At 63.0% G+C, this 12,515-nt stretch carries 11 protein-coding genes; all 11 read left to right on the plus strand.

Going from position 1 to position 12,515, the window contains the following annotated elements; translation table 11 throughout:
• Positions 1-94 precede the first annotated feature (94 nt).
• Complete coding sequence (locus AYM40_RS06350) at positions 95-1,696, plus strand: rhodanese-related sulfurtransferase (protein ID WP_063495481.1); 1,602 nt, start codon at positions 95-97, stop codon at positions 1,694-1,696.
• Between the two features lie 556 nt (positions 1,697-2,252).
• A complete protein-coding gene (locus AYM40_RS06355; protein WP_063495482.1) occupies positions 2,253-2,804 on the plus strand; it encodes a hypothetical protein in 552 nt (183 codons plus the stop codon).
• 36 nt (positions 2,805-2,840) lie between these two features.
• Positions 2,841-3,794 (plus strand): patatin-like phospholipase family protein, encoded by a 954-nt coding sequence (locus tag AYM40_RS06360; RefSeq protein WP_063495483.1) that lies wholly within the window; start codon positions 2,841-2,843, stop codon positions 3,792-3,794.
• Positions 3,795-4,141: 347 nt separating this feature from the next.
• Positions 4,142-4,831: an ABC transporter permease gene (locus tag AYM40_RS06365; RefSeq protein WP_063497873.1), complete on the plus strand. Its 690-nt coding sequence runs from the start codon at positions 4,142-4,144 to the stop codon at positions 4,829-4,831.
• 4 nt (positions 4,832-4,835) lie between these two features.
• Complete coding sequence (locus tag AYM40_RS06370) at positions 4,836-5,549, plus strand: ABC transporter permease (protein ID WP_063495484.1); 714 nt, start codon at positions 4,836-4,838, stop codon at positions 5,547-5,549.
• A 79-nt stretch (positions 5,550-5,628) separates the two neighbouring features.
• Positions 5,629-6,420 (plus strand): ABC transporter ATP-binding protein, encoded by a 792-nt coding sequence (locus AYM40_RS06375; RefSeq protein WP_063495485.1) that lies wholly within the window; start codon positions 5,629-5,631, stop codon positions 6,418-6,420.
• 28 nt (positions 6,421-6,448) lie between these two features.
• Positions 6,449-7,489, plus strand: coding sequence for a GlxA family transcriptional regulator (locus AYM40_RS06380; RefSeq protein ID WP_063495486.1), 1,041 nt, complete (start codon positions 6,449-6,451; stop codon positions 7,487-7,489).
• A gap of 202 nt (positions 7,490-7,691) precedes the next feature.
• Entirely contained in the window at positions 7,692-8,927 is a 1,236-nt protein-coding gene (locus AYM40_RS06385; protein ID WP_063495487.1) for an aspartate aminotransferase family protein, read from the plus strand.
• 29 nt (positions 8,928-8,956) lie between these two features.
• Complete coding sequence (gene aruF, locus AYM40_RS06390) at positions 8,957-10,015, plus strand: arginine/ornithine succinyltransferase subunit alpha (protein WP_063495488.1); 1,059 nt, start codon at positions 8,957-8,959, stop codon at positions 10,013-10,015.
• Positions 10,012-11,043 (plus strand): arginine N-succinyltransferase, encoded by a 1,032-nt coding sequence (gene astA, locus AYM40_RS06395; RefSeq protein WP_063495489.1) that lies wholly within the window; start codon positions 10,012-10,014, stop codon positions 11,041-11,043. The genes aruF and astA overlap by 4 nt, the downstream gene beginning before the upstream one ends.
• 8 nt (positions 11,044-11,051) lie before the next feature.
• Complete coding sequence (gene astD, locus AYM40_RS06400) at positions 11,052-12,515, plus strand: succinylglutamate-semialdehyde dehydrogenase (RefSeq protein ID WP_063497874.1); 1,464 nt, start codon at positions 11,052-11,054, stop codon at positions 12,513-12,515.

The raw sequence follows: 12,515 nt of genomic DNA on the forward strand, positions 1-12,515 counted from the left end.
ATCCCGCCGGCAGAGGCCGCAAAACCTTTATCTCCGGCTACTCGAACGACGTGTTGCCGAGTATCTGGAATGTTTCGAGGGAGTCCTTGATCTCATGAGTTTCGCTAAAGAATTCCGTATCAGATCATTCAAAGACGTGCGCCGCGCACTGCTCGAGCGCGAGGAAATCGCGCTCGTCGACGTGCGCGAGGAGGATCCGCACGCGCGCAGTCATCCGCTGTTCGCTGCGAATCTGTCGTTGTCGCGGCTCGAACTGGACGCGCCTGTCCGCTTGCCGCGCCGCGACGTGCCGGTCGTCGTGTTCGACGACGGCGAAGGGCTTGCCGAACGCGCCGCGCGCCGTCTGAGCGAGTTGGGTTATACCAATGTCGCGCTGCTCGACGGTGGCTTGCAAGGCTGGCGCGAAGCGGGCGGTGAGCTGTTCCAGGATGTCAACGTACCGAGCAAGGCATTCGGCGAACTGGTCGAAAGCGAGTGCCATACGCCGTCACTCGGAGCGCCGCAGGTGCTGGCGCTGCTCGATCATGATGCCGATGTGGTGGTGCTCGACGCACGCCGCTTCGATGAATACCAGACCATGAATATTCCCGGCAGCGTCAGCGTGCCGGGCGCGGAGCTGGTGCTGCGCGCACGGCAGCTTGCGCCGAACCCGTCGACGCGCATCATCGTCAATTGCGCGGGCCGTACGCGCAGCATCATCGGCGCGCAGTCGCTGATCAATGCGGGCCTGCCAAATCCGGTTGCGGCGCTGCGCAACGGCACCATCGGCTGGACGCTTGCCGGTCAGGCGCTCGCGCACGGCAGTTCGCGCCGCTTCGATCCGATTGTCGACGACACACTTCGTCTCGCCGCCGCCGATTCCGCGCGTGGGGTGGCGGATCGTGCCAAGGTGGGCCGCACGTCGCGCGACGAAGCGCGCCGTTGGGCCGGCGAAGCGGTACGCACCGTCTATCGCTTCGACGTGCGCACGCCGGAAGAATACGAAGCGGGGCACGTACCCGGTTTTCGCAACGCACCCGGCGGTCAACTCGTGCAGGAGACCGACCTGTTCGCGCCGGTGCGCGGCGCGCGCGTAATCCTCGCCGACAACGATGGCGTGCGCGCGAACATGACCGCGTCGTGGCTCGCGCAGATGAACGTCGAGGTGTACGTAGTGGACGGCTTGGGCAATGCGGACTTCAGCGAAAAAGGCCCAGCGCCCGCCGCACGCTTTGCACCCACGCCGCCCGCTGTCGATGAGATCACGCCGGCCGGCCTGGTTGCTCTCCTGCAATCGCCCGGCACCGTCGTGCTGGATTTCACGACCAGCGCGAACTATGTGAAGCGCCATATTCCGGGCGCGTGGTTCGTGATTCGTGGGCAACTCGATGAAGCGCTGCGCAAGCTGCCGGATGCGCAACGTTATGTGGCGACCTGTGGCAGCAGTCTTCTTGCACGCTTCGCCGCGCCTGAGCTGGCCGCGTTGACGGGCAAGCCGGTGCAGGTGCTGAGCGGCGGCACGAGCGCGTGGATTGACACGGGCCTGGTCGTGGAAAGTGGTGAGACGCGTCTGGCATCGCCGCGCATCGATCGTTATCGTCGTCCGTATGAGGGAACCGAGAATGCGCGAGAAGCGATGAACGCGTATCTGGAATGGGAGTACGGGCTCATTGCTCAACTTGGACGCGATGGTACGCACGGTTTTCGGGTGATCTGAGTCACGCGGCTCACTACGACCGCACGGGTTTTGCTGTGTTTTGTCCGCGCCGAAGGAGAACAGCGCCAGCGCCGCGAACAGAAAATCATCTGACGATTCGGTGTAAACGCGCTCTCGTCTAAATCCGCCAATCCGTTTAGATTGGCTGCACCTGAAAGGCTTATCGGGGGACCAGGGCGGCCAAACAAGCAGCGGTCCGCCATTCCGGCGATGGCGCAAGGTCAGAGGCCAAGGTCTCTCACCGCTTCGCCCGGGACCGGATCGCTGCGCGTCGTCCGCGGTGCTTTGTTTCTGGCGGCTGTCTGGCCGCTGGTTATTTGCCGGTTCTGGCCGTATCGACCGACTTGGCGACGCTTTGCACAGCGTCGCCTTTTTGCTTGTGGCCACGGTTTTCTCAGGTTTCGCCCCCCCTGTCGCCAAGCCACGTCGCACGACGGCTTATGACCCCGTTGCCGCTCTCGCTCGCGGTTTTTTCCATGCGCGGTTATCCTGTAGTACCCCCTACACAACGGGATGCGGGCGAATTGCCGCGTCGCATCTGTACAGGAAACTCGCTGTGAGCCTCAAATTGCTTACCGTCGCGATGCTGGCCGCGTGCGTTGCACTGACCGGTTGCGACGATCAACAGAGCGACCGTGCCGTGCAAAAACTCAAGGAATTCTTCAACGCCGTCAAGCCGGATGCGCTATTACTCAGGAATATGACGCCGGGCATCACGACCGAGGCGCAGATCCGCGACCAGATGGGCAAGCCGGAGACCGAGCGCACCTTTACCGACGGCTCGAAGCGCTTTGAATATCCGCGTGGCCCGCAAGGACTGAACACGTACATGGTCGACATCGACCGTGACGGCAAATTGCAAGCTATCACGCAGGTGCTGACCGCCGACAACTTCGGGAAGATTCGCCTCGGCATGACCGAGGACGAAGTGCGCCGCCTGCTCGGCAAGCCTGGCCAGATCGCCGTGTTTCCGCTCAAGCCGGAAACCGTATGGAGCTGGAAGTGGCGCGAGGGCGGCGTGACCGAAGAAGGCATTTTCAACGTGCACTTCGATCAATATCAGAAGGTGTACACGACATCGCGCTCGGACGTGATACGTGGGCGATAGATAGGCGATAGATAGGTGATAAAAGGCAGGGAACAGATGATACATCGACGTCGATACAGCCGTATCGGGCTGGTGCTGGGGGGCGGAGCAGCACGAGGCTGGGCGCATATCGGAGCGATTCGCGCGTTACAGGATGCGGGCATCAAGCCGGACGTGGTGTGCGGCACGTCGATCGGCGCGCTGGTGGGTGCGGTCTACGCGAACGGCGACCTCGACTGGCTGGAGGAGTGGGTCTCGCGGCTCACCTGGCAGACGGTGGTGCGGCTGCTCGATCTGCGGCTGTCGGGCGGATTGCTTGGCGGGCGCAAGGTGATCCAGATATTCGCGGACAAATTCAATGGCCGCTCGATCGCCCAGTTGAACCTGCCGTTCGCGGCGGTGGCCACCGAACTCGATTCGGGGCGCGAGAGCTGGTTGCAGGACGGCAGCGTGGTTGACGCGGTGCGCGCCTCGATTGCGATTCCGGGGATTTTCACGCCGGTGTTTTACAACGGCGTGTGGCTGGTGGACGGCGGCTTGAGCAATCCGGTGCCGGTTTCGGTGGCGCGCGGCATGCGGGCGGACTGCGTGATCGCTGTCGATCTGAACAACGATATTCTGAATGGCCGCGATTTCGGCGGCGCGGTGGTCGAAACGCCCGCGCTCGATCCGGCTGCACCGCCGCCGGTTTCACTGCGCCGTAACGGCAAGCCTTGGCCACGCTGGCTTGCCCCTGCCGAAGGGAGCGCTTCCGACGATGTGCGCGTGCCGCCGGCGCCGAGTGCGCGCGTGCCGTCAATGCTGAGTTCGATCGCGCAGAGTATTGACATCATGCAGGTGCGGATTACACGGAGTCGCCTTGCTGGCGAACCGGCGGATATTCTGATTCAGCCGCGGCTGGGCGGGATGGGGATTTTTGATTTTCACCGTGCCGGGCCGGCTATTGAAGAAGGGCGTGCGGCGGTGGAGCATATGTTGCCCGCGATTCGGGCTCGGTTGGGGATTGAATGAAGTTTTGTTTGCCTTCGCGGCAAACCATCCAGGCAAAACTCCACGCCGTAGGCAAACAGCCAAACAACCACCACCGCAGGCTATCAAAAAAGCGACTCAAAACTTGCTAAATCGCGGCAGCGCTCATAGCGTGCTCTCCACCTTACAAAACGATATCCCCCACAAGACCAAGCCCTGCAAGCGCCCAGCCGCGGCAAACGGCCCATTGCTGCACCGCAGCACACTCTCGCCGCTCCTTTGAGAAATTAATTTCCGCTTGCGAGACTCCGCGCCATGCCGGATGAGTCGGGCAGGCATAACCCGACCCCATCCATGACATCCTCAATGAAACCTGGATGGAGACACGCGTGTTCCTTTACGGCTTTGGTCCGGTGTTGCTGGCCGGCACGATCCAGACGATCGAGCTGTCCGTCCTGTCGCTGGCAGCCTCCGTGCTGCTCGGCCTCGCGGGCGCGGCGGCGAAACTCTCCTTCAACCGCCCGCTCAGGGCAATCGCAACCGGCTATACGACGTTGATCCGCTCGGTGCCCGACCTCGTGCTGATGCTGCTGTTGTTCTACAGCATCCAGATCGCGGTCAACAATCTCACCGACGCACTCAATCTGCCGCAGTTCGATATCGATCCGTTCGTGGCCGGCGTGCTGACACTCGGCTTCATCTACGGCGCGTACTTCACCGAAACCTTCCGCGGCGCATTCCTCGCGGTGCCGCGCGGCCAGCTCGAGGCGGGCAGTGCGTACGGCATGAGCGGCGCGCGGGTGTTCACCCGCATTCTGTTTCCGCAGATGATGCGCTTCGCGCTGCCGGGCATCGGCAACAACTGGCAGGTGCTGGTCAAGGCCACGGCGCTGGTGTCGATCATCGGTCTCGCCGACGTCGTCAAAGCCGCCCAGGACGCCGGCAAGAGCACCTTCAACATGTTCTTCTTCATTCTGGTCGCCGCGCTGATCTATCTGGCGATCACCACTGCGTCGAACCTCGTGCTGATCTGGCTGGAAAAGCGCTATTCGATCGGCGTGCGCCACGCGGAGCTCTAAGACCATGGTCGACATTCTCAATCAATTCTGGCGCGCGTTTCTGTACTGGGACGGTCAGCGCATGTCGGGTCTGGCCGTCACGCTGTGGCTGCTGGTGGCGTCGATCGGGATCGGCTTTTTCATGGCGATTCCGCTCGCGGTGGCGCGCGTGTCGAAGAAGCGCTGGCTGTCGACGCCGGTGCGTCTCTACACTTACGTGTTTCGCGGCACGCCGTTGTATGTGCAACTGCTGCTGATCTACACCGGCATGTACAGCCTCGAATTCGTGCGCTCGCATCAGTTGCTCGACGCGTTTTTCCGCAGCGGCTTTCATTGCGCGATTCTCGCCTTCGCCCTGAACACCTGCGCATACACCACCGAGATTTTCGCCGGGGCGATCCGTTCCACTTCGCACGGCGAAGTGGAAGCGGCCCGTGCTTACGGCATGAGCTGGTTCACGATGTACCGCCGCATTGTGATACCGTCCGCGCTGCGCCGGGCGCTCCCGTTGTACAGTAACGAAGTGATCCTGATGCTGCACGCCACCACGGTCGCGTTTACGGCCACGGTGCCGGACATTCTGAAGGTGGCGCGCGATGCGAATTCGGCCACGTATCAGTCGTTCGATGCGTTCGGCCTCGCGGCGTTGATTTACCTCGTGGTGTCGTTCGCGCTGGTGGCCTTGTTCCGCCGCGCCGAGCGTCACTGGCTGGGTTACCTGGCGGTGCGCACGCACTGAGCAGGCATGTTTCGATTGAGCGGCGCGGCTCGCCCGTGCCGTCACGTAGATTGATCCGTATTTTCAAAGGGAGAGCATCTTGCTCCACACGACTCAAACCGAAGCTTGCAAGCTCGCCGTTCAGGACATTCACAAGCGCTACGGCGACAACGAAGTGCTCAAGGGCGTGTCGCTCAACGCGAATAAGGGTGACGTGATCAGCATCATCGGCGCGAGCGGATCGGGCAAGAGCACCTTCCTGCGCTGCATCAATTTTCTCGAGCGGCCGAACGCCGGGCAAATCGTCGTCGACGGCGAAAAGGTCAAGACCAAAGCCGACCGCGCCGGCAATCTGGAAGTGGCCGATCACAAGCAATTGCAACGCATCCGCACGAAGCTCGCGATGGTGTTTCAGCACTTCAACTTGTGGGCGCACATGAATGTGATCGAGAACATCGTCGAAGCACCGATTCATGTGCTCGGCTTGTCGCGTCGCGAAGCCGAAGAACGGGCGCGCGAATATCTCGAGAAGGTGGGTCTCGCGCCGCGTCTGGAAAAACAGTATCCGTCGCATCTGTCGGGCGGTCAGCAGCAGCGCGTGGCCATTGCGCGTGCGCTGGCGATGAACCCGGACGTGATGCTGTTCGACGAGCCCACCTCCGCGCTCGATCCCGAACTGGTCGGCGAAGTGCTGAAGGTGATGCAGAAGCTCGCCGAAGAAGGCCGCACGATGATCGTCGTCACGCATGAAATGGGTTTCGCGCGCAATGTGTCGAACCATGTGATGTTCCTGCACCAGGGCCGCACCGAAGAAGAGGGCTTGCCCGCTGACGTGCTCACCACGCCGCGCAGCGAACGGCTCAAGCAGTTCCTGTCCGGCAGCCTGAAGTAACGCGCGGCTCGCGTCGTCCTCTTAAGCGATGGCTCGCACGTCCAACCCGGCTCGCACCACGCAGGTCGCCATCGTCGCCTTGCCGCCGGTGTCGATGTCGGGCGTCGGGCCGATTGTCGACGCGCTCAATCTCGCCAATGAAATCGACGGCCGCGCGCTGTACCGCGTGCAGGTGTGTTCGTGGGATGGCCGCGCGGTGCCCTTGTCGGGCGGCGCGCAATGGCCGGCCGATGCCGCCTTCGGCGATGCGATTTCGTGCGACTGGCTGATCATCGTCAGCGAACGGTTCCAGCAATTCGCCGACTATCGCCTCTTTCTCGCGAGTCTTTCGCGCGTCGGGCAGCGCACGCCGCTCGTCACTGGTATTCATCACGGCGTTTGGTGGCTGGCGATGGCGGGGCAATTGTCCGGCTATCGCGTGAGCGTCAACTGGGAAACCTACCAGCAGTTCTCCGAGCAGTTCGAGCGCTCGATCGTCACCCAACAGATCTTCGAAATCGACCGTGATCGCGCCACCTGCGCGGGCGGTCAGGCAACGGTCGACTTCATGCTCGCCATGATCGGCCGCGATCACGGGCCGGAGTTGGCGGACCGGATCGCCGATACGCTGGGCGTCGGCGTGTTGCGCGCGGGTGAAGAGCGGCAGCGCATTCCGTTCGTAACCGCGCCAGGCGAGCGCCATCCGCGCCTGAACGATGCGCTGATGCTGATGGAAGCAAATATCGAAGACCCGCTGACCACCGATGAAATCGCGGGTCTCGTCGGTGTCTCGCGGCGTCAGCTGGAGCGGCTGTTTCGCCAGTATCTCGGCTCGATGCCGTCCAAATACTATCTTGGCCTGCGGCTTTCGAAAGCGCGCACCCAATTGCAGCGCACCAGCAAATCGGTGGTGCAGATCAGCCTTGCTTGCGGGTTTTCGTCGGCGGCGCACTTTTCGAATGCTTACCGCGAACGCTTTGGTGTCACGCCACGCGAGGATCGTCGTAACTGGATCGACAAGCAGACTGGCGCAGCAGCCAGTGAGCCGCGCCCGGCCGCACTGATCGAACGGCCCGATCAGGTGGAATAGGCAGGCCGGACAAGCAAGCTGAACAAGCGGCGGAAAGAGCAGCCGAACAGGCGCAATAAACGGCCGGGAAGCACGCTATTCGCGACCCGCGCGCGACCTGGGCGCCCGGAAGCTCATAGAAAGCGTCGCGTATGCGCAAGACGTATCGCGTGCGGTTTCCTACACTACGTGTATTACCTCTCACCTGTAACGAGGATTTGCCATGAACGACCTGACTGTGACACGCCAGACTTTCGACGAAGTGATGGTGCCGGTGTTTTCCCCCGCCGCCTTCGTGCCGGACCGCGGTCTTGGCTCACGCGTCTGGGATACGGAAGGCCGTGACTATATCGACTTCGCCGGCGGTATTGCCGTCACCGCGCTCGGTCATGCGCATCCTGAACTGCTGAAAGTCCTGCACGACCAGGGCGGCAAGCTGTGGCACATCGGTAACGGCTACACCAATGAACCGGTGCTGCGTCTCGCCAAACGTCTCGAAGACCTGACCTTCGCGGACCGCGCGTTCTTCGCCAACTCGGGCGCGGAAGCGAACGAAGCGGCCTTGAAGCTGGCGCGCCGCGTCGCGTTCGAACGCCATGGCGCCGACAAGGTTGAAATCATTTCGTTTACGCAGTCGTTCCATGGCCGCACGTTCTTCACCGTGAGCGTTGGCGGCCAGCCGAAGTATTCGGAAGGTTTCGGCCCGGTGCCGGCCGGCATCACCCACTTGCCGTACAACGATATCGAAGCGGCGAAGCAGGCCATCGGCGCGCAAACCTGTGCGGTGATCGTCGAGCCGATCCAGGGCGAGGGCGGCGTGATCCCGGCCGATCCGGCGTTTCTGAGGGCGCTGCGCGAAGCCTGCGATCAGCACGGCGCACTGCTGATTTTCGACGAGGTGCAAACGGGTGTGGGCCGCAGCGGTTACTTCTACGCGTATCAGGAAACCGGCGTGACGCCGGACATCCTGACCACCGCGAAGGCGCTCGGCAACGGCTTCCCGATCGGCGCGATGCTGACCACCAAGGAACTGGCTGTGCACTTCAAGGTCGGCGTGCATGGCACGACCTACGGCGGCAATCCGCTGGGCTCGGCGATCGCGGAGAAGGTGGTCGAACTGGTCAGCGATCCGCGGCTGCTGGAAGGCGTGCACTCGCGCAGCGAGGCGCTGAGGGGACAACTTGCCAAGCTCAACGAGCGCTTTGGCATCTTCGAGGAAGTGCGCGGCAAGGGTCTTTTGATCGGTGCGGAATTGACCGACGCGTTCAAGGGCCGTGCGAAGGACTTCGTCACCGCGGCCGGCAAGCACGGCGTGATCATGCTGATGGCAGGTCCGGACGTGTTGCGCTTTGTACCGTCGCTGATCATTCCGCTCGACGACATGTATGAAGGCTTCGCGCGTCTGGCGAAGGCGATCGACGAAGTGGTCGGCGCAACCGCTGAAGCCCCGGCTCGTTAATCAGGCGTCACATTCAATCAGGAACGACGATGCTCTTCGTACGCCCCAGCCGCCTCGCGGATCTCGATGCGCTCGAACATATGGCGCGCACCGCGCAACCGGTGCTGCATTCGCTGCCGCACGACCGCGGTGCGCTCGAAGCGCGCGTCGCGTTGTCGGAAGACTCATTTCGCGCGGAGGTCGATTTTCCGGGCGAGGAGTTCTATCTGTTCGTGCTCGAGGACGCGGAGAGCGGCAAGCTGATGGGCACGGCGAGCATTGTCGCCGCGGCCGGTTATTCGGACCCGTTCTACGCGTTTCGCAACGACGCGCTGATTCATGCGTCGCGCGAGTTGCACGTGAACCGCAAGATTCACGCGCTGACCATGTCGCACGAATTGACGGGCAAGAGCCGGCTGGCGGGTTTTTACATCGACCCGTCGCTGCGTGGCGACGCGGCCGCGCATCTGATGTCGCGGGCGCGAATGATGTATATCGCCGCCAATCGCAAGCGTTTCACGCCGGAAGTGTTCTCGCTGTTGCTCGGCGTGACCGACGACTCAGGCGTGTCGCCGTTCTGGGAAGCGGTGGGGCGCAAGTTCTTCGGCCGCAATTTCGCCGACATCGAAATCGAATCGGGCGGCCGCAGCCGTACCTTTATCGCCGAAGTGATGCCGACCTATCCGGTCTATGTGCCCTTGCTGCCGGAAGCGGCACAGCGCGTGCTCGGCGAGCCGGATTCGAAGGCGCTGCTCGCGTATGAGATCCACCTCGAAGAAGGCTTCGAGACGGATCGCTTCATCGATATTTTCGACGCGGGTCCGGTGTTGACCGCGCAGGTGGATCGCAGTGCCTGCGTGACGCGCAATGAAACACGGGTGGTGCGCGAAGCCGGCGCGCCGGCCGGCGGCTCGACGTATCTGATCGCGCATAACGGTGCGGACGGTGAGTTCCGCTGCGTGCTCGGACCATTGCCGGACGGTAAAGCAAGCGGCGCGTCGTTGTCGCATGCGGCGCGCGCCGCACTCGGCGTGCAGGAGGGCGACGCGGTACGCTGCGTGCCGCTGCACCAGCCGCATCAGGAAGAATCTTCGGGAGACGCACAATGATCGTCGTTCGCGTTGTGCAACGAGGCGATGTGGACGCGCTCATGCGGCTTGCGCAGGAGACCGGTCCCGGCCTCACCACCTTCAAGCCGGATCGCGATGCACTCGCGGCGCGCGTTGAACGTGCGCGCCGCACGATGGAAGACAAGGCCGAGCCGCACGAAGCCGGTTACTTCTTCGTGATGGAAGACACCAACACCGGCGACGTGGCCGGGGTATGCGGCATCGAAACCTCAGTCGGTCTGCAGCAGCCGTTCTACAACTACCGCGTGAGCACCGTCGTGCACGCGAGCCAGGATCTCGGCATCTGGACGCGCATGCGCGCGCTGAACATTTCGCATGACCTGACGGGTTACGCCGAAGTGTGTTCGCTGTTCCTGAGCCCGCGTTACCGCACGAGCGGCGTCGGCGGCTTGCTGTCGCGTTCGCGCTTCATGTTTCTTGCACAGTTCCGCGAGCGCTTTCCGCAGCGCTTGTGTGCGGAATTGCGCGGCCATTTCGATGCGGAAGGCACCTCGCCGTTCTGGCGCGCGGTCGGCTCGCATTTCTACCAGATCGATTTCAACGCGGCGGACTACCTGAGTTCGCACGGCCGCAAGGCGTTTCTTGCTGAATTGATGCCGCGTTATCCGGTGTATGTCGAACTGCTGCCGGAAGAAGCGCAAGAATGCGTCGGCCTCACGCATAGCGACACGATTCCGGCGCGCCGCATGCTCGAATCGGAAGGGCTGCGCTACGAGAATCACGTCGATATCTTCGATGCGGGCCCGGTGCTCGAATGCCATATCGCCGACTTGCGCACCGTGCGCGAAAGCGTGGTGGTGCCGGTCGAGATTGCCAATGTGCCGGCGGGCGCGCCGCAGGATGCACCGCGTTCGCTGGTATCGAATACGTCGCTCGGCGATTTTCGCGTGGGCGCGGCTGCCGGCGTGCCGCAAGACGGCGTGTTCCGCATGAGCGCCGCCGAGGCCGCGGCACTCGACGTCAAGACAGGCGACCCGGTGCGGGTGCTGCCGCTGAAACACAAATAAGGATGATCATGAGCGAGCTTTTCATCGACGGCGAATGGGCCGCCGGCACAGGACCCGCATTCGCGTCGCATAACCCGGGCACGGGCGCGACGGTGTGGGAAGGCAACAGCGCCTCGGCGGACGACGTCGATCGGGCGGTGCGCAGCGCACGCCGTGCGTTCGCGGCATGGTCGGCGCTGAGTCTCGACGAGCGGTGCGGCGTGGTGCGCCGCTTCGCTGCACTCGTGACGGAACGCAAGGAAGCGCTTGCCGAAGCGATCGGCCGGGAGACCGGCAAACCGCTGTGGGAAGCGCGCACTGAAGCGGCTTCGATGGCGGCGAAGGTCGAGATTTCGATTCAGGCCTATAACGAGCGCACCGGTGAAAAACGTTCGCCGATGGCCGACGGCACTGCCGTGCTTCGGCATCGTCCGCATGGCGTGGTCGCGGTGTTCGGGCCGTATAACTTCCCTGGCCACTTGCCGAACGGGCATATCGTGCCGGCGCTGATCGCGGGTAATGCGGTGGTGTTCAAGCCGTCCGAACTCGCGCCGGGCGTGGCGGCTGTCACCGTGCAGATCTGGCGCGATGCGGGCTTGCCCGCTGGCGTGCTGAACCTCGTGCAAGGCGAGAAAGAGACGGGCATTGCGCTTGCCAACCATCGGCAGATCGATGGCTTGTTCTTCACGGGTAGTTCGGATACCGGAACATTGCTGCACAAGCAATTCGGCGGCCGTCCGGAGATCGTGCTGGCGTTGGAGATGGGCGGCAACAATCCGCTCGTGATCGGACCCGTGGCGGATCTCGACGCCGCGGTCCACCACACGATTCAATCGGCGTTTTTGTCGGCAGGGCAGCGTTGCACCTGCGCGCGCCGTATTTTCGTACCGAACGACGCCTTCGGTGATCGCTTCGTAGAACGACTGACTGAAGTGACTTCGCGAATCAGCGTCGGCGAATACAACGCTGATCCGCAGCCGTTCATGGGCGCGGTGGTTTCCGCGCGGGCGGCTTCGCGTCTGGTCGCGGCGCAGGAGCGTCTGCTTGCCGACGGCGCAAAAGCACTGCTGACGATGGAACAGCGCGATCCGGCACTCGGCTTTGTCACGCCCGCGATTCTCGACGTGACCGCCGTGAAGAACCTGCCGGACGAAGAGCATTTCGGACCGCTGGCGCAGATCATTCGCTACAGCACGTTCGACGAAGCGCTCGACAAAGCCAACGACACCGAGTTCGGCCTCTCCGCCGGCCTGCTCGCCGACGACGAAGCACTGTGGACGCATTTCCAGCGCACCATTCGCGCGGGCGTGGTCAACTGGAACCGGCCGACCAACGGTGCATCGTCGGGTGCGCCGTTCGGTGGCCCGGGGCGGTCGGGCAATCACCGGCCGAGCGCGTACTACGCTGCCGACTACTGCGCGTATCCGATGGCGTCCGTCGAAAGCGCGCAACTGCACATGCCCGCGAGCGTCTCGCCGGGCCTTCAATTCTAA

The sequence above is a fragment of the Paraburkholderia phytofirmans OLGA172 genome, assembly GCF_001634365.1.
In the GTDB taxonomy this organism is placed as follows: domain Bacteria; phylum Pseudomonadota; class Gammaproteobacteria; order Burkholderiales; family Burkholderiaceae; genus Paraburkholderia.

Bases quoted from the DNA above. Each gene is read 5' to 3' on its own strand.
- AYM40_RS06350 (WP_063495481.1), top strand. From the start codon at position 95: ATGAGTTTCGCTAAAGAATTCCGTATCAGATCATTCAAAGACGTGCGC.
- AYM40_RS06360 (WP_063495483.1), top strand. From the start codon at position 2,841: ATGATACATCGACGTCGATACAGCCGTATCGGGCTGGTGCTGGGGGGC.
- AYM40_RS06370 (WP_063495484.1), top strand. From the start codon at position 4,836: ATGGTCGACATTCTCAATCAATTCTGGCGCGCGTTTCTGTACTGGGAC.
- AYM40_RS06380 (WP_063495486.1), top strand. From the start codon at position 6,449: ATGGCTCGCACGTCCAACCCGGCTCGCACCACGCAGGTCGCCATCGTC.
- AYM40_RS06385 (WP_063495487.1), top strand. From the start codon at position 7,692: ATGAACGACCTGACTGTGACACGCCAGACTTTCGACGAAGTGATGGTG.
- aruF (WP_063495488.1), top strand. From the start codon at position 8,957: ATGCTCTTCGTACGCCCCAGCCGCCTCGCGGATCTCGATGCGCTCGAA.
- astA (WP_063495489.1), top strand. From the start codon at position 10,012: ATGATCGTCGTTCGCGTTGTGCAACGAGGCGATGTGGACGCGCTCATG.
- astD (WP_063497874.1), top strand. From the start codon at position 11,052: ATGAGCGAGCTTTTCATCGACGGCGAATGGGCCGCCGGCACAGGACCC.